A 16,825-nucleotide genomic window follows, 5' to 3' on the forward strand; every position below is an offset into this window, starting at 1 on the left:
TACCACAAGCTATACAACAGCTCATGACAATTTCATGCTACAAATCTAATATAACAGCCGAAATTTGAACGAATGAAAAAGTTAAAAAGTGTTAAACTGAAAATATACTATACTTACCAGCAGTATAACAAACAGGGTTTCGTAAAACCAACGGGCGCTGGCATATAGAAAATAATAGGCAAAAAGCACACTAAGCGGTATTACGCACAGCAAAAAATGGGTTAAGCTAAACTCGGCCTTGATATAAAAAGACAAGCCTGTTATAAAAAACATAATAAACAACAACTGGAATGATTTACGTACCTGGACATAGCTTCTGAAAAATACTTGCCTTAAACGTATAATCCCCAATACGGTTATTACAATTACAGGTATAAGTACCAGGTAGTTATTATAATTGATAGTTACATGAGTAGGAAACTTTGCCGTAAGCGGGGTCCAGATGGTGTAAAATATAGGCAGGTTGCCGCTAAGGTAATAGCCTACCGCTAAAAAGAAGTATATGGTACCATAACCCATTATACCAATTATCCACTCGCGCCATATAAAAGGCCTGAAAAGCATTAAAGCAGCCCATATGGCCAGGAACAGGTAAATAAATGGAAAATAGATCAGCGAGCCGATAGCCACAATCATCCCCAGATCATACGTAATAGATTTTGCGTCATCGCCCTTATAAAGGCTGAATAATTTATAAAGCATCCATATCAGCAAAAAATTGCAGATAAGCGGCGGGCTCAACACTAAAAAGGGTGTAAATAAACCCGACAGAGTAATGTACATCAGCGCCGGCAAAAAGCTTGGTTTGCTTAATAAGTTATTTTGATTTACCAGGCGGTTAACCAACAGGCCCTGAATAAATACCAACACTCCGGCCAAAAATATATTAACCAATGGCGGGAAAGCATACTGATAGGCTCCCGGTGCCAGCATACGCGCAAACGGTTCAAGATACGTAAATTCTAACTTTGGAGGTGCGTTATAAGCATAGCCTGCACGCAGTAAAAATAATAAAATGGCCAGCCATAAAATATTTATCGGATTATAGGATCTGAACACATTTATCATCACTGCAATATTAGTGGAAAAATAATTGCTATTAAAGCGCGGCTTGATTTATGTAGATGTATTATTCTAAAAAATTATTAAATTTGATATATGGAAAGGTTAGTAATTGATATCCCCGAAAAGAAAAGCACTGAGGTAAAGCAAATGCTTAGGGATATGGGTGTGACCATACAGCAAGAAAGCCATGTAACTACCTCGGATTACAAACAAAAACTTACTACTGTTTCTACCTGGTCTGCCGATGATGTGAAGTTTTTTGAAGAGAGTAAAAAAGTCTTTGAAAATCTGAAACCTCAACAATGGTAATTGACACAAACATTTTTATCGAGCATCTGCGCGCTAAAAACAAGTCTGCTACTACATTATACAAACTCTCTGATAATTCCGAACTTTTCATTACTGCAATATCGCTGTATGAATTATATATGGGTGCAGTAACGGTAGAGAAACAAGAAGACATCAGAACACTTACTGAAGACCTCTCTATTTTACCTTTTGATAATTCTGTAGCATTAAAGCTGCTGAGATATATCATCAACTAAAATCAGATAATCAATTAATTGAGTTTAGGGATATTTTTATTGCGGCTACTTGTATTGTAAATGAGCTACCAATTGCTACTTTGAATAAAAAGCATTTCAATCGAGTTAAAGGCTTGACACTTATTTAGTAACTACCTGCCAAACTTCTTCACCATATTATGCACTATCTCGGCAGTTTCATCGGGGAAATCAACCCATACCCTATCTTCACTTTTTATCCAGGCTTTTAAGTGCCGCACAAAATGATCATCAATGGCCTGTAAAACCGGGACACCTAACTTTGACGCAGCCAGGGCGTTGCATTGCTGTTCGTATTGGCCCAGCATGGGTATCATCATTACCTTTTTTTGAAGGAACAGCGCTTCGGCCGGCCCCTCAAATCCACCGCCGGTAAGCAGCCCGTCGCAACTGGCAAGGCTGATATTAAAACCTTCGTTATTAACCGGTATTACCTGTACGTTACCATCCGTATAAGCAGTTTTTTGCCTTTTCGAAAAAATATGCCAGTGTACATCTGTTTGTTTTAAAAGTGCGGCCAGCTTTTTATCATCATATGCGGGCAGGTAAACCGTATAATGGCCCAGGTTGGTGGTTTGCAGGTTACGAATCTCGCTGCGGATAACAGGTGTATGGATAAAATCGGCATAACGCTGAAAATGGAAACCGATATGATGTGTAGTAGGTGAATAATTTTTAAGCAGCCAGGCCCCGTAGCTAAAGGGGCTGGTGCGCGGCCGCGGCGTGTTTGGCGACACAAACGAACATTGGTGACTTAATGAAACTGACGGAATCCGTTGCAGTTTGCAGGCCCAGGCACTTACCGGTTCAAAATCATTGATGATCAGATCGTATTCCTTTAGTGGCAGGCTATGCATGTCGCGCCACATTTGTGGCAGGTTCATGATCTTGTAGGTGGCCCATTTATCAACCCCGCCATTGGTGCCAAAAACAAAGCTTATACCATGAAATTTATACTTAAGTGGTTGCGCCAGGGTAACTTCGGCTTCGGTACCGCTTACCAGCAGGTCAAGCTCACCATACTTTTGCAATAGCGGGACAATCTCCCGCGCACGGCTAATGTGCCCGTTTCCTGTTCCTTGTATGGCGTAAAGTATTTTCATGCGGTTAGCCTGTTGTAAGGTTGAAAAGTTACAAGTTTTTAAAGTTTGCAGCTTTTAAAAGTCCTAAAGTAAAAAAATTGTTTGGCGTCAACCTTACAACATTTCAACTTTACAACATTTCAACAATTACGACGCTTCCTGCTTAAATCTTTCTAACAGTAAATTTATGTCCAGCTTGGCATCCAGATCCTCGGCATCGGTAACATCATCCTCGTCAGTATCCTTCTTAAAGTCTTCGGGGTTGTACTTAAATATACTCCATTGGCCGTTGTTGTATTCAAGCGCGCTCAGGCTTTCCACCCAGTCGCCACTATTTAGGTACAATACTTTGCCGGGATTATCAGTAGCGGTTATTTCTCTTATCTCTGCCTGGTGGATATGGCCGCATATTACGTATTGATACTCTTTAGCCACGGCCAGGTCGGCAGCGGTTTGCTCAAACTGATTGATGAATTTTACAGCATCTTTAAACTTAGCCTTAACCTTTTGCGAAAAGCTCATCTTCTCGCGGCCCATCGCTGTCAAAACCCAGTTAGTAATACTGTTTAATATAATTAAGGTATCATAGCCAACAGCGCCCAGCTTTGCCAGCCATTTAGAGTGCTGCATGGTAACATCAAACACATCCCCATGAAAAATCCAGGCTTTTTTTCCGTCGATATTCAACACCACCTTATTCATTAGCTTAAACGAACCCAGGTCAAAGTCGGCAAACTTTCGCAGCATTTCGTCGTGGTTACCGGTTAGGTAATAAACAGGCGTTCCTTCGGTAATAAACTTCATGATACGGCGCACCACTTTCATATGAGCCTCTGGCCAATAGTTTTTGCTGAACTGCCAGATATCGATAATATCGCCATTCAGGATCAGCATTTTGGGCTTGATGCTTTTTAAATATTTTAGCAGCTCTTTGGCATGACACCCATAGGTACCCAAATGCACATCAGATATAATAACGATATCAACCTCGCGTTTTGCCATGAAAGTTTTGGGGGATAATGATCAGCCCGGTAATTTTACCGGTTAAAGTGTAGTGGTAGTTTTGCAGTAAACGATCAGTCGTCGCTTTCCTCTTCATTTACAGTAAGTTCATATGGGCTTAAGTAAAATACGCCTACCGAAAGCAGCAATATTATTACAACCATATATGCGTATTCAAAATGCATGATAACAGGTTTTTACAAAGGTGGTTAATCTATATTACTTTATCATTAAGACTGCATTAAATGTAAAAGGTTTCATTGAATTGAAAATTTATTTTTTATCCGCCCAATTTGCTTTAAATGATGATTTAAATGCACCAGTATAAACCTAAACCATTGTTGCGCGTTCAACATCCCAAAGCGCGAATGTTTAAAACGGCTAAATGGTTTTGCGTCATTTACTTTAGAAGTGATACCATCAACCCTATTGCGGCATTTTATAAGCAGGTTCCGGGCTTCTTCTTTAGTTAATTTCTTTACGGCGATTTGGGTGCCTTCTTCGGTGGATTTTATCCTCGGCATATAGCCAAACAGCAAGGCAAGCCTGCCGATAAGTGTCAAACCTTTTTTAGTTGGCTCGCAGGTGCCATTTGCGCAACGCTCGGCAGCGATGGTCGAGCCTATTGTAGCCTGCAGGATATGCGAATATACCTCGGCAAACGACCATCCGCCGTTTGGTGGTGTCGCATCAAACAGGTCATCTGGAATAGTATCTAACTGGTTTCGATAGTTATCAAACGCGGCATCAATTGCACGGCGCTCTTCGGCTACTTTCATAATATTAAAGTTAGCTCTTTTAAATCACTAATCTGTATTTTAACCTCGTCCGGCTTAGGTGTGTTAAGCGGATTAAAAAAGATCGCATCCATACCAAAATTTAACGCGCCCAGCACATCAGCTTCCAGGCTGTCGCCAATCATCAGGCTTTCTTGTTTAGTTGTACCGGCCGCATCAATGGCAAATTGAAAAATCCCGGGATCGGGTTTATTAACCCCGGCAATTTCTGAAATAATAACATGCGTAAAATATTTACCAATATCCGTCCCGTTAATTTTGATATCCTGCGATTCTTTGAAACCGTTTGAGATTAAATGCAGCGTGTATTTTGATTGCAGGTATTGTAGCGTTTCGTGCGCATTAGGGAACAAGTTGGTTTTGGTTGGGCATAACTTTACATACTCGTCCTCAAAGCCATGCGGGATAACATCAGGGTGAACACCCAGATCCAGGAATGTTTGTTTAAATCTTGCCTCGCGCAGGGTTTCTTTAGTGATATTGCCCAAGTGGTATTCGCGCCAGAGGCGGTGATTATTTTGGGTATAAGTTTCAATAAACACGTCGGCAGATGTCAGGCCGATATCGTTCAGTTTATGGATAACATATAATTCGTGTAGCGTTTCCTCGGCATTTTTATCAAAATCCCAAATGGTGTGATCAAGATCGAAGAAGATGTGGCGGTATTTCGTAGCTGTAGTATTAAATTATAATTAATAAGATTTTTTTCGAGGATGTTGCCTATTGTCAAAAAAATTAAGCAGAATTAATCTTTTTCCTCCACTCTGTAAAACAACGTATTATGTTTAGTGATAACAAATGCACGTATTTGTTTTTCGGGAAGTTCTACGGTACCCATTTCCGGATTTATAGCCAGTAGTTCAATTATTTCGTATGTGCGGATAACGAAGTTACGGGTTACATTGTCGCCCCACTCCTGCTGAAGATAGTTTATAACGGTGTTGAAACTATTACTTGCGCGGCGATTCCAGACTATGGTTTTAACCATTTCTCATGTTCGCTTTTTACCTCTTCATGAGTCAGCAGATTATTGTTATCAAAGCTTTCATCATAAGCGACCAACACTTCCTGCTTTTCACTGTCACTTAAATTATTCCAGAGCTGACCCACCTTGCCTTGATTGACATTTTGGATCAACTGATAATAATGCTGCAAAAGTTGTTCATCCCCGATACTGTCAATCAAGTGATGAAAATCATCTTTTATCTTCATGGTACACAAATATAATCATATACTAATCAATTAAAAAAGGGATAGCTATAAAAGCCCATCCCTTTCAATAAATGACCTACCAGTTATATCCTATCTAAAAGAATACGCCAAACTACCCCTTTGCTCATCAGGTGCGTGCCTGTCTTTATTAAATTCCATGGCCATTACGGCCTCCTCCACTTTACGCACAAAAGCTTTGTCGCGTACGGTGGTGTGTTTGCGGTCGGCACGAGCTGCGAGTACGTTTCCTTTTTTGTTTACTACAAAGTCGATAGTTACGGTACCACGAGCATGGCCCAGGTGATTTATAGATGGCTGCATGGTGATGCTTCTGCCTGCAGGCACATTTACATATTCTTTTTTGGGAAGCTTATCGGCAAATACGGTTACCGAAGCTGTGATTAGCACGGCTGTTAAAATTGTTCTGATCGTCTTTTTCATAGTGTTGTGAGTTAATATTGGATATAACTCATTATCAGTGAAGTTGTTTTGGAATAACTTAGCTTAACTCTAAAGTCTGACTTCCGATCTCAATAGCTATCGGGACCTAAATCAATTCTTCTCCCCAAACGCCAAATCACCCGCATCACCCAATCCCGGTACGATGTATGATTTGCTGGTCATTTCTTCATCAACCGCGCATACCCAAATTTTGGCCTTGGGCAGGTTAGCGCGTACATGGGCTATCCCTTCGGTACTGGCAATTACTGCGGCGATATGCAAATTAGCAATTTTATAAGTCGCCATTAGCTCCTTGCAAACCTGTACAATACTTTGGCCGGTAGCCAGCATGGTATCGCATAAAATAAAGGTTTTACCATCAAGGTTTGGGGTTGATATATGATCAACCCGGATGGTAAAATCGCCGGTGCGTTTAACCTTACGATAGGCTGTTACGAATGCCGACTGCGATTGATCAAAATAATTCATAAACCCCTGGTGAAACGGCAGCCCGGCTCTTAATATCGTACCAAGCACCGGCATTTCTGCAGGCAATTTACTATTGCAGATGCCCAATGGTGTTTGTATATCCTTTTCAATGTACTTTAAGGTCTTGCTAATCTCATAAGCCAGTATCTCGCCCAGCTTTTCCTGGTTGCGGCGGAAACGCTGCATATCCTTTTGGGTCTCTATATCGCGCATTTCGGCCAGGAAATGGCCCGCAATACTGTTGGTTTTGTTAAGGACGAACAACATAGTTTAGAGATTAGAGGTTAGTTACTTGGCGATTAGGCCATTGGCACTAATACTACATAAATATAACACAACTGTTTTTAGCAAGCAAGATTTATATTACAACTATTGGGCACTACTGACATAGGGCTGTCAACCCGGGCATTACTTTTGTTTAGTTATCAAAATGTAAACTAATGGCAGATCACTGGTTAACTAATCTCTAATCACTAACTTTACATCACCAATGGATTTTAAATTAACATCTCAATATAAACCCACCGGCGACCAGCCCGAAGCGATCCGTCAACTGGTTGAAGGCGTAAACAATGGCGACAATTATCAAACCCTGCTGGGTGTTACCGGCTCGGGCAAAACGTTTAGCATTGCCAACGTTATCCAACAAACACAAAAGCCTACACTGGTGCTTAGCCACAATAAAACTTTGGCGGCGCAGTTGTATGGCGAGTTCAAGCAATTTTTTCCGGAGAACGCGGTCAACTACTTCGTGTCCTATTACGATTATTACCAGCCGGAAGCATTCATCCCAACAACAAATACCTATATAGAAAAGGATCTGCAGATAAACGAGGAGATCGAGAAGCTGCGTTTACGCACCACCTCGGCATTAATGAGTGGCCGCAGGGATGTTATTGTGGTATCGTCTATATCCTGCATTTATGGTATGGGTAACCCGGAGGATTTTGCCAATTCAGTATTCAAATTCGCGGTGGGTACACGCATCAGCAGAAATGCCTTTCTGCATAGATTAGTTGAGATCTTATACTCACGCACCACAGCCGATTTTAAACGCGGCACTTTTAGGGTTAAAGGGGATACAGTAGATATTTTTCCGGCTTATATGGACCACGCCTACCGCATCTCTTTTTTTGGCGATGACATTGAAGAGCTAAGCACGTTCGACATCGGCACCGGAAAAACGGTGGAGAAGATGACACACATGGTGCTTTATCCGGCCAACCTATACGTTGCCCCGCGCGAGCGCTTTACGCAATCCATCTGGGCCATACAGGAAGAGCTGGAAACCCGTAAAAAGCAATTTATTGGTGATGGCCGTTTCCTGGAAGCTAAACGTTTGGAAGAGCGGGTTAATTACGATTTGGAAATGATTCGCGAACTGGGTTATTGCTCGGGTATCGAAAATTACTCGCGCTTTTTTGATGGACGCGCACCGGGCGCAAGGCCTTTCTGTTTGCTCGACTATTTCCCTGATGATTATTTAATGGTGATTGATGAGAGCCACGTTACCGTGCCACAGATCCGTGCGATGTATGGTGGTGACAGGTCGCGCAAGATCTCGTTGGTTGACTATGGTTTCCGTTTGCCCGCCGCTATGGATAACCGGCCGCTAAACTTCCAGGAGTTTGAGCGACTGGCGCCACAAACTATTTATGTAAGCGCTACCCCTGCCGATTTTGAGTTAGAGAAATCGGGCGGTGTGGTTGTTGAGCAGGTTATCAGACCTACAGGATTATTGGACCCGATCATCGAAGTTCGCCCGGTTATTAACCAGGTGGATGACTTGCTGGACGAGGTAGATAAGATAGTAAAACAGGGCGACCGCGTACTGGTTACCACCCTAACCAAACGCATGGCCGAAGAACTGGCAAAATACATGGACCGCCTGGGCATTAAGTGCCGATATATTCACTCGGAAGTTAAGACCCTGCAACGGGTAGAGATATTACGCGATTTGCGCTTGGGTGTATTTGATGTGCTGATAGGGATCAATTTATTGCGCGAGGGATTAGATTTGCCGGAAGTATCATTGGTAGCTATTTTGGATGCTGATAAGGAAGGGTTCTTAAGGAGCGAACGTTCATTGATACAAACTATAGGCCGCGCCGCGCGTAATGACCGTGGCCGGGTTATTATGTATGCTGATAAGATAACCGATTCGATGGCTATTACCATGAGCGAGACAACCCGCCGCCGAGAATTGCAGATCGCTTACAACGCGGAGCATGGTATAACACCATTAACAGTTGGTAAAACCCGCGCCGAGATCATCGAACAAACTTCGGTTATGGATTTCCAGGGTGGGGTGCAAAAAGCTTATGTAGAACAGGATATGATCAGCCTGGCTGCAGATCCGATTGTGCAGTACATGTCAAAGCCAGATCTAAAAAAATCAATAGAAAATACCAAAAAGGATATGCTTGCCGCTGCTAAGGATATGAACTTCCTGTTAGCTGCCAAACTGCGGGATGAAATGTTTGCCCTGGAAAAAATGATGGAGGAGAAGTTCTCCTAAAGAACTGTATAAGCATTTTTATATCTGCGTTGCTACGCTTATTACGGTGGCTTTTTTGTATTTTTGTATTACTCAGCTAATCACCGGCTGTTTAAACAAACCTATTTTAGGGCCACCAATATAATTTACATGCATATTGTGTGCAATGAATTAATAACCAGCAATTTAAGTAAAATATTTAAGGTAATATCGGGTGATATCATGTAATAAACTGTTAAAATGCGGTGAATATGATGTAATACTGTGTGAAGATACTGTGATAACTTGTAATTGATTTGAGCTGTAATATATGGGTAAGGTGATCTCTGCGAAATGACAAAAGGGATACAAACTGCTTGTAACAATTGGATATCTTCAGCTGTCATAAATAAAACGGCAAAATCATAACCAAACAATTTTGCCGTTATAATATTATATTTGTACGCTTAATTTAATACGATGCCAGAATTTATTCGTTTTCTATTTATATCAATCGCAATACTTTATATAGTTAGGGCCATTATCCGTTGGGCGTTGCCGATGCTTTTTCAAAGCGTGGTAAACAAAGCACAGCAACAACAGCAGCAACAAACCAATTATAACAGCAGCCAGAAACAGCCTACCGGCCGTGTAAAAGTTGATTATGTCCCTGAAGACCGCAAAGGCAAATTCCCTGATAGTGAAGGCGAGTTTGTTGATTACGAAGAAGTAAAATAAAAAACCTGAATGGAATCAACCGGCGAGATATTTAAACGCAGGCGCAATCATAATAATACGCCAAAATACGCTTTACTTATTATTGCCAACTACGTGGTTTGCTGCACCCTTTTTACGCTGGATGCCAAGTTCAACTGGTTCTTCTTTCTAACCATTGCCTTGTTAGCCACTTACAATTACTTTAACATCCGCAGAAATATTGAGGAGTTTACCAGTCCGGTAATTATTGCCTATATAATAAGCTGGGTGGGTATTTTATTCCTGTTTTATATTGCCCACAACCAACTCTGATAAAACCTTTCAAACATATAATTCCTATTGTCAGGCAATTTTCTATTTTTGAACAATAATTAATATCCATTTTATACAACTTAGATGAGTAACTGGTTTAAGCGCAATGGCATTCACTTCGCCATCGCCGGAATTTTTATAGTGATCTGCTTTTTATATTTCACACCTGCCTTTCAGGGCAAGGTATTAGGGCAAGCAGACGTAACAGGTGCGCAATCAACCACCACAGAGATAGATGCTTACAAAGCAAAGGATACCACCATATTGTGGACCAACCAGATCTTTGGGGGTATGCCGGCTTTCCAGCTATGGGCACCTTATAAAGCCAATATTACTACGCATGTTGTAAGTGCGTTAAAAGCAACTTTCCCAAACCCGATTGATACAGTTTTAATATTCTTGTTTGGCACTTACTTCCTGTTCATTGTATTAAGGCTTAACCCGTGGCTGGCGGCTGCCGGGGCTATTGCTTTTACATTTTCGTCCTATAACATTATTTTATTGGTGGCAGGTCACGCCGGCCAGGCGTATGCCATAGCATTTTTTGCGCCTATTTTGGCCAGTATAATTTTAACCCTGCGGGGGAAATATATTTTGGGCAGCTCGTTATTAGCGCTTTTCCTGGCTATGGAAATTAAAGCTAACCACATACAAATGACCTATTATTTAATGCTGTCCATAATTATTTTGGCAGGCATTGAATTGTATCATGCTATAAAATCAAAAAACACAAGGCCCTACCTTAAATCATTAGCGTATATGGTTGGTGCTCTAATACTGGCTGTTGCGGTAAATGCTGCTTTGCTTTGGAGCACTTATGATTACGGTAAAGAAACCACCCGTGGCCAGTCAAACTTAACGCAGCATACCGAAAAAGCAAGCAATGGCCTTGCAAGAGATTATGCCTACCAATGGAGCCAAAGCGTTGGCGAATGTTTTACATTCCTGGTACCAAATGCCTACGGTGGTGGTAGTGGTACTGAAGTTTTAGATGAAAAATCGGCAACTGCTAAAGTGCTTATTGCAGCAGGCCAGCCTGATCAACAAGCGGTACAGTTAACTAACCAGATAACCGGAGGTGGCCTTCCCGGCTTAGGTACTTATTGGGGCACCAAGCCAACTACCAGCGGCCCGTTTTATTTTGGCGCTGCAATTTGCTTCCTGTTTATATTTGGATTGCTCATAGTTAAAAACCGCATTAAATGGTGGTTACTGGCTACTGTTATTTTAACCATGCTATTATCGTTTGGCGGTAATTTCCCTTATGTGTCTGATCTATTCTTCCATTACTTCCCGCTTTACAATAAGTTCCGTACGGTTGAATCTATATTGGCGGTTGCCAGTCTTTGCTTCCCTATCCTGGCGTTCCTTGCTGTTAAGGAGGTTTTAGAAGAACGTGACAATAAAGAAATTTTCAAAAAGCTTAAAATAGCACTATATATTACCGGCGGTTTATTAGTAGTGCTTATTGCATTGCCTGAGCTTTTGTTAAGCTTCAGGTCATCAGAACAAGCAAACGGAATAGCAACATTAGCCCAATATCTGCGTAATGATAACGCATTGGCTACCAATATATCAAACGCCATTGTTCAAGACAGGATGAGCCTTGAACGTGCAGATGCCATCCGTTCATTAATATTTGTATTGGTTGCCTTTGGTATACTATGGGCGTTTATTAAAAATAAAATAAACGTTACTGTTTTGTCTGTAGGCTTTTTGGTATTGGTAATGGCTGATGTTTGGCAGATTGATAAACGTTATTTAAAGGACGAGAATTTTGCTGATAAGCAGGAATCAAACGCCCCGCAACCGCGCGAGATAGACCAGTTTATTATAAGAGACAAAGACCCTGATTTTAAAGTTTTTGATACTACTATACCGGTACGTTCTGATACGCATAACCCGTTTTTCTTTAAATCGTTTGGTGGCTACTCGGCTGCAAGGCTAAAACGTTATGAGGAGCTAATTGATAACCAGTTTACAAAGAGCATTAACCATGATGTTTTGGATATGATGAATGTTAAATACATTATCGTAGAAGATCCAAAAACACAAAACGTTACCATGCAGGTTAACCAAACCGCTTGCGGCCACTCCTGGTTTGTACAGCATATAACCTATGTTAAAAACGCTGATGAAGAAATGCAGGCAATAAGCAGTTTTGCGCCTAAAGAGACCGCTATAATCGATCTGAAATATAAAAGCATGATCAGTGAAAAAGATACCTTCCTGGACACGAGTGCTACCATTAAGCTGGTAAATTACAACCCGGACCATATGGTTTACCAAAGCAGTTCGACGTCGTCACAAATTGCAGTGTTCTCTGAGATCTATTACAATAAAGGCTGGACCATGCAGATAGACGGCAAAGAAACACCTTACTTCCGTGCCAACTACCTTTTACGCGCAGCGCAGATACCGGTAGGTAACCATAAAATAGAATTTATATTCCACCCCACATCATATTACACGGGCGAGAATGTTTCGTTAGCAGGTTCTGTTTTATTGATCCTTGCTTTAGGGTTTGCAGGATATACCGAGAATAAGAAAAAGCCAACAGGCAAAAAAGCCTGATTATTTAGGCTGATATAGAAAGGCGATGGGTTATACTCATCGCCTTTTTTTATGACTGATTTTTCACTGCAGCCTGTTCCAATATATCAATTATGCCTTCATTCTTAAAAATAAAATAGCCCAGTGTCTCAGCCGAAACACCATCTGTTAGCTTATAATCAAATATGGGTTTATCGTCAGCTATCTTCGAGTTAAAATATTTAAAAGCGATGTTTTCTATTACTTTTAATTCGGCAGCTATTTCTACAATATGGGTGGAGATCAAAAATACGCTGGCCTTGATTTTTGATAAGGCCACAATGGTCGCAAGCGACGCGTCAAAAGCATCCTTAACATTAGTGCCCCTAAAAAGCTCATCAAAAATAATGAAGAGGTTATCGCTCTCGGCTATTTTTACCGCGGTTTGCTTTACCCGCATAACCTCGCTAAAGTAATGGCTGTATCCGTTGTTAATGTTATCAGACAGGTTAATAGTTGTTATTAATCCTTTAAACAAGCTTGTACGCATTTGCGCAGCCGGTACCGGAAAACCTACATGCGCCAAATAAACCGCCAAACCCAAAGCTTTTAAAAACGAAGATTTACCGGCCATATTAGCCCCGGTTAAAAAGAATACATTTTTAGCTTTATCAATAACAACATCGTTGCTCACTGCATTCTTTATTCCGGGACGATGTAAGCCCTTAATATCGACACAGGCTGTAGTTGTTTCATCATATTGTGCAAAGCAAAATCCATACTCGCTAACAGCCTTGCCAATGGCTATGTAGGCATCTAATTCATATACTGCTTTAAGCACATCCATTAAGGCAGCTAATTCTTTTTTCCTGAAAACTGTGTCGTAATAACTAAACTCCAGGTATTTCATTTTTTTGCCCCCCTCTGTTAACAGCAATTTTTCAATTTCTTTTTTTGAAAGGAACGCAGTCAACATGTTATTTATAGCGACTATGGCAAACGAACCTTCGCCAATAGCAAGCGCGTCATTAAAATCTTTCAGAATTTTAAGCAGCTTATAAATATTATTGATACCTTCTGTTATTACATAAGCATCACTGGTTGGGTTAATTAGTGTTCTGGTCTTCCAGCCTACAGAGTCAAAAATATTAGACTTTAGCGGGTCAAGATTTAAGGCTAAGTAATGTTCAATAAAATCAACATCTTTTTTAACCAGATTTATGGTTACGCCGTGTTCATGAAAATATTTAATGGTGTCTTTACGCGAATTGAGTATTTGCACATCAAAAGACGGTGTTTCCATCATCTCTTTTAGCTTTTTTGCGCCGCCTACGGTTTTTACATGGTTAAAAAAAGAATAGATGCTGTTGCCATCCTCGCTGAAAAGATCGAGATCTTTAATTGTCTGCCGGTCAATTTCAAACTGGGCCATTAAAAGATGATATAAGATTAGTCGTTCGTCCGTTTATTTTTAAGCCAGTACCAAGCCAGATTAAAAGCTATAAGAGCGTGATTAATAACGGTTGGAACCAAACCATAGTATCGCCGCATAATATCAAAACGTTCGGCCAAACTTTGCCTGTGTTTTAACTTAGACATCCCCCCTACTTGATATTTGGCTACGTAACGGTTTACATTAACTATTATTCTGGCTTTTTTGGCTGCCTTAATTATCCAGTCGATATCGGCACTTAGTTGATATTGGGAATCGTATGGTTCTGTTAAAGATCGTTTGATATAGATGGCCTGGTGGCTTACGCTCATTCCATATTTGAAGCTTTTCCAGCTGAAAGTTGTTGGAGCGGCATGGCGGCGCAGTCCAAGGCTGTTGCCTTGCGCGTCTATCATTTCTGTTTCGCCGTAATAGATATCCGCATCGGGGGCAGTCGCAAAAACATTAGCTACGGTATCTGCCGAATAAAACTCATCTGCCGAATTCATAAATAGCACATAGTCCCCTGTCGCGATAGCTAACCCTTTGTTCATTGCATCGTAAATGCCCTTATCTTTTTCGCTGATGAGTTTGGCAACGCGGTCCTTATATTTCTCTATGATCTGCAATGTGCCGTCGGTCGATGCACCATCCACAACAATATATTCAATGCCTTTATAAGTCTGGTTTAATACCGAAAGCATGGTGCGTTCAATATCAGCCGCATTATTATAAACAACCGTAATTACACTTAATATGGGCTGCACTGCTTTCATTTGGTGATAGATTGATAGAGGTTGATATATTGTTGAGCCACTATTTCATTGGTATAATTATCCAATACTTTTTGCCGGGCACCTGCAGCCAGTTGGTCTGCATTGCCATTAAGCGTTTCATACAAACCTTTAGCCATATCGGCGGCATCTTTTAACTTAGCTAAATAGCCATTACGCTGGTGATCTACCATTTCGGGAATGCCGCCGGTATTAAAAGCAACCACAGGTGTACCACAACTTAAGGCCTCCATGATGGTATTAGGCAGGTTATCTTCTAACGATGGTGTAACAAAAACATCAGCCATGCTGTAAACCTCGGCCAGTTCATCCTGCGATGTAATTAAGCTAAGCTCATGCACCTTAAAAGGCAATCGGGTAACGTCAAAATGCTTGTTCTTGCCAAATATTACTATTTCAATTTGTTCGTTTTTCGGATGATCATTTTTCAAAATATTCAGCGCGTCAACTAAATAACTTATCCCCTTGCGCCTGTCATTTATATTAGCTGCGCCAAATAATATTATTTTGGCTGATGGGTCGATGCCCCGTTTTAGGCGTGCGGATATTTTATCCTTCGGCGAAAAAATATTAATATCAATAGGATTAGGAATGGCCTCGATCCTAAAATTCTTTATCAGCGAGCTTTGCTTAGCTACCCCGGCCAGCCATTTACTACAGGTTACAAACGTTATGTTTTTGGCCCCGGCAAATAAGCCGGCTTTACGTAGCCAGCCGGTATGCGAAATATCGTTATCACTTGCATCGCGCAAAAATGGGCAATTACCGCATTCGCGTATAAAATTATCACAGGTGCCCGAGTAATGACAACCACCGGTAAATGCCCACATATCATGCAAGGTCCAAACAATAGGCTTGCCGGTATTAACCAGTTCTTTCAAATCGGCAATGGATAGAAAACCTGAGTTTGTCCAATGCAGGTGTATAATATCGGCGCTGGTAACTAATGGCTGCTTAATAATACTTGTACCCGCATTAGCGGTTGAGAAAGCAAACCGAACGGACTTATCCTTTTCATGAAAAAGAATGAACGGGATGCGCTCCCGTAAAAAATCAGCTTTGGCTTTTAGCCTGGTTATAAAATTTTTAACTATACCCTCAACCCGTTCATCGCCTGTCTTTTTATACTGAACCAGCAACCGCGCATCAACTTTTGCCGATACCAACGCCTTTAACAGGCGCAGGCAGGCAGCGGGTGCGCCGCCCCCGGCATCGGACGTATTGATGAGGGTTACTTTCATTGTCACAAGTATACTAATAAAGCTGAAAGACTAAAGCAGAAAGCTTAAAGCTAACCGTAAAAAAGCTTTGGTCTTTCTGCTTTTAGCTTTACGCTATGTATTACGCCGAAAAATTTTACTTTTGGTTATTCATAAACAAAACCAGGCAGTAACCCGCATGAGCTATTTATTCCAGGATTGGCAAGCAAACCGACGAAACTTTAAAGGGCAGCTTGTTTTGTTTATGTTCAGGCTGGTATCGCTCATTAACCGGTCTATGATAGCCAAGGTGATATTCTTCCCTTACTTAATGTTTTACCGCTATTTGGTTGAATGGGTTTGGGGGATCGAGATTCCGCGTAAAACTACTATTGGCAAGGGCCTGGCACTATACCACGGCCAGGCATTAGTAGTTAACCTTGGCGTTGTTATTGGCGATAACTGCACTTTAAGAAACAGCACCACCATTGGCAACAAAAAACAAGCGGACGGCACTTTTAGCCCAGCGCCACGCATTGGCAATAATGTAGATATTGGCGCCAACGTGGTAATTATTGGCGACATTGAAATTGGTGATAATGTAATTATCGGCGCAGGGGCGGTAGTTACCAAAAGCATACCGGCCAATAGTGTGGCCGTGGGCAACCCTGCCCGGATATTAGATAAAAAAGAAACTACTGCATAACAGGCT

19 protein-coding genes are annotated in these 16,825 nt (G+C 41.3%); 7 read left to right on the top strand and 12 right to left on the bottom strand.

Annotated elements, in window-relative coordinates:
- Nucleotides 1-81: 81 nt before the first annotated feature.
- A complete protein-coding gene (locus ABIB50_RS23050) occupies nucleotides 82-1,068 on the bottom strand; it encodes a DUF6427 family protein (protein ID WP_429383640.1) in 987 nt (328 codons plus the stop codon).
- A 90-nt stretch (nucleotides 1,069-1,158) separates the two neighbouring features.
- On the opposite strand from ABIB50_RS23050, the gene ABIB50_RS23055 reads away from it, so the two are divergent.
- Together ABIB50_RS23055 and ABIB50_RS23060 are read left to right on the top strand one after the other, a co-directional pair.
- Nucleotides 1,159-1,374: a hypothetical protein gene (locus tag ABIB50_RS23055; protein ID WP_429383641.1), complete on the top strand. Its 216-nt coding sequence runs from the start codon at nucleotides 1,159-1,161 to the stop codon at nucleotides 1,372-1,374.
- Nucleotides 1,368-1,610: a type II toxin-antitoxin system VapC family toxin gene (locus ABIB50_RS23060; protein ID WP_429383643.1), complete on the top strand. Its 243-nt coding sequence runs from the start codon at nucleotides 1,368-1,370 to the stop codon at nucleotides 1,608-1,610. Before ABIB50_RS23055 ends, ABIB50_RS23060 begins: the two co-directional genes overlap by 7 nt.
- Nucleotides 1,611-1,741: 131 nt before the next feature.
- Here ABIB50_RS23060 and ABIB50_RS23065 read toward each other — a convergent pair whose 3' ends face one another.
- The 8 genes from ABIB50_RS23065 to upp form a co-directional block, all read right to left on the bottom strand.
- Nucleotides 1,742-2,731 carry a glycosyltransferase family protein gene (locus ABIB50_RS23065; RefSeq protein ID WP_429383644.1) on the bottom strand — a complete coding sequence of 330 codons (990 nt, stop codon included), beginning with the start codon at nucleotides 2,729-2,731 and terminating at the stop codon, nucleotides 1,742-1,744.
- Between the two features lie 126 nt (nucleotides 2,732-2,857).
- Nucleotides 2,858-3,712 (bottom strand): UDP-2,3-diacylglucosamine diphosphatase, encoded by an 855-nt coding sequence (locus ABIB50_RS23070; RefSeq protein WP_429383646.1) that lies wholly within the window; start codon nucleotides 3,710-3,712, stop codon nucleotides 2,858-2,860.
- 257 nt (nucleotides 3,713-3,969) lie between these two features.
- On the bottom strand, nucleotides 3,970-4,491 hold the full coding sequence (locus tag ABIB50_RS23075) for a DinB family protein (protein WP_429383647.1): 522 nt from the start codon (nucleotides 4,489-4,491) through the stop codon (nucleotides 3,970-3,972).
- Nucleotides 4,488-5,165, bottom strand: coding sequence for a YjjG family noncanonical pyrimidine nucleotidase (locus ABIB50_RS23080; RefSeq protein ID WP_429383816.1), 678 nt, complete (start codon nucleotides 5,163-5,165; stop codon nucleotides 4,488-4,490). The genes ABIB50_RS23075 and ABIB50_RS23080 overlap by 4 nt, the downstream gene beginning before the upstream one ends.
- A gap of 89 nt (nucleotides 5,166-5,254) precedes the next feature.
- Complete coding sequence (locus ABIB50_RS23085; RefSeq protein ID WP_429383649.1) at nucleotides 5,255-5,497, bottom strand: type II toxin-antitoxin system RelE/ParE family toxin; 243 nt, start codon at nucleotides 5,495-5,497, stop codon at nucleotides 5,255-5,257.
- Entirely contained in the window at nucleotides 5,482-5,721 is a 240-nt protein-coding gene (locus ABIB50_RS23090; protein ID WP_429383651.1) for a hypothetical protein, read from the bottom strand. The genes ABIB50_RS23085 and ABIB50_RS23090 overlap by 16 nt, the downstream gene beginning before the upstream one ends.
- A gap of 90 nt (nucleotides 5,722-5,811) precedes the next feature.
- On the bottom strand, nucleotides 5,812-6,162 hold the full coding sequence (locus ABIB50_RS23095; RefSeq protein WP_429383653.1) for a hypothetical protein: 351 nt from the start codon (nucleotides 6,160-6,162) through the stop codon (nucleotides 5,812-5,814).
- Between the two features lie 111 nt (nucleotides 6,163-6,273).
- Complete coding sequence (gene upp, locus ABIB50_RS23100) at nucleotides 6,274-6,918, bottom strand: uracil phosphoribosyltransferase (protein WP_429383655.1); 645 nt, start codon at nucleotides 6,916-6,918, stop codon at nucleotides 6,274-6,276.
- 223 nt (nucleotides 6,919-7,141) lie between these two features.
- On the opposite strand from upp, the gene uvrB reads away from it, so the two are divergent.
- From uvrB to ABIB50_RS23120, 4 genes are all read left to right on the top strand, one after another.
- Nucleotides 7,142-9,169: an excinuclease ABC subunit UvrB gene (gene uvrB / locus ABIB50_RS23105; RefSeq protein WP_429383657.1), complete on the top strand. Its 2,028-nt coding sequence runs from the start codon at nucleotides 7,142-7,144 to the stop codon at nucleotides 9,167-9,169.
- Nucleotides 9,170-9,607: 438 nt separating this feature from the next.
- Nucleotides 9,608-9,865, top strand: a complete 258-nt coding sequence (locus ABIB50_RS23110; RefSeq protein WP_429383659.1) for a DUF4834 family protein — start codon at nucleotides 9,608-9,610, stop codon at nucleotides 9,863-9,865.
- A gap of 9 nt (nucleotides 9,866-9,874) precedes the next feature.
- Nucleotides 9,875-10,156 carry a hypothetical protein gene (locus ABIB50_RS23115; protein ID WP_429383661.1) on the top strand — a complete coding sequence of 94 codons (282 nt, stop codon included), beginning with the start codon at nucleotides 9,875-9,877 and terminating at the stop codon, nucleotides 10,154-10,156.
- Nucleotides 10,157-10,240: 84 nt separating this feature from the next.
- A complete protein-coding gene (locus ABIB50_RS23120) occupies nucleotides 10,241-12,730 on the top strand; it encodes a YfhO family protein (RefSeq protein ID WP_429383663.1) in 2,490 nt (829 codons plus the stop codon).
- A 49-nt stretch (nucleotides 12,731-12,779) separates the two neighbouring features.
- Here ABIB50_RS23120 and ABIB50_RS23125 read toward each other — a convergent pair whose 3' ends face one another.
- Genes ABIB50_RS23125 through ABIB50_RS23135 form a run of 3 tightly spaced genes read right to left on the bottom strand, consistent with a single transcriptional unit; the run spans nucleotide 12,780 to nucleotide 16,155 of the window.
- Entirely contained in the window at nucleotides 12,780-14,120 is a 1,341-nt protein-coding gene (locus ABIB50_RS23125) for a MutS-related protein (protein WP_429383665.1), read from the bottom strand.
- Nucleotides 14,121-14,137: 17 nt separating this feature from the next.
- Entirely contained in the window at nucleotides 14,138-14,896 is a 759-nt protein-coding gene (locus ABIB50_RS23130; protein WP_429383667.1) for a glycosyltransferase family 2 protein, read from the bottom strand.
- A complete protein-coding gene (locus ABIB50_RS23135; protein ID WP_429383669.1) occupies nucleotides 14,893-16,155 on the bottom strand; it encodes a glycosyltransferase family 4 protein in 1,263 nt (420 codons plus the stop codon). Before ABIB50_RS23135 ends, ABIB50_RS23130 begins: the two co-directional genes overlap by 4 nt.
- 157 nt (nucleotides 16,156-16,312) lie before the next feature.
- Between ABIB50_RS23135 and ABIB50_RS23140 the strand changes: the two genes are divergently transcribed.
- Complete coding sequence (locus tag ABIB50_RS23140) at nucleotides 16,313-16,819, top strand: serine acetyltransferase (protein ID WP_429383671.1); 507 nt, start codon at nucleotides 16,313-16,315, stop codon at nucleotides 16,817-16,819.
- Nucleotides 16,820-16,825 lie beyond the last annotated feature (6 nt).

Origin of the sequence: Mucilaginibacter sp. UYCu711 (genome assembly GCF_050433825.1) — a bacterium.
In the GTDB taxonomy this organism is placed as follows: Bacteria; Bacteroidota; Bacteroidia; order Sphingobacteriales; family Sphingobacteriaceae; genus Mucilaginibacter.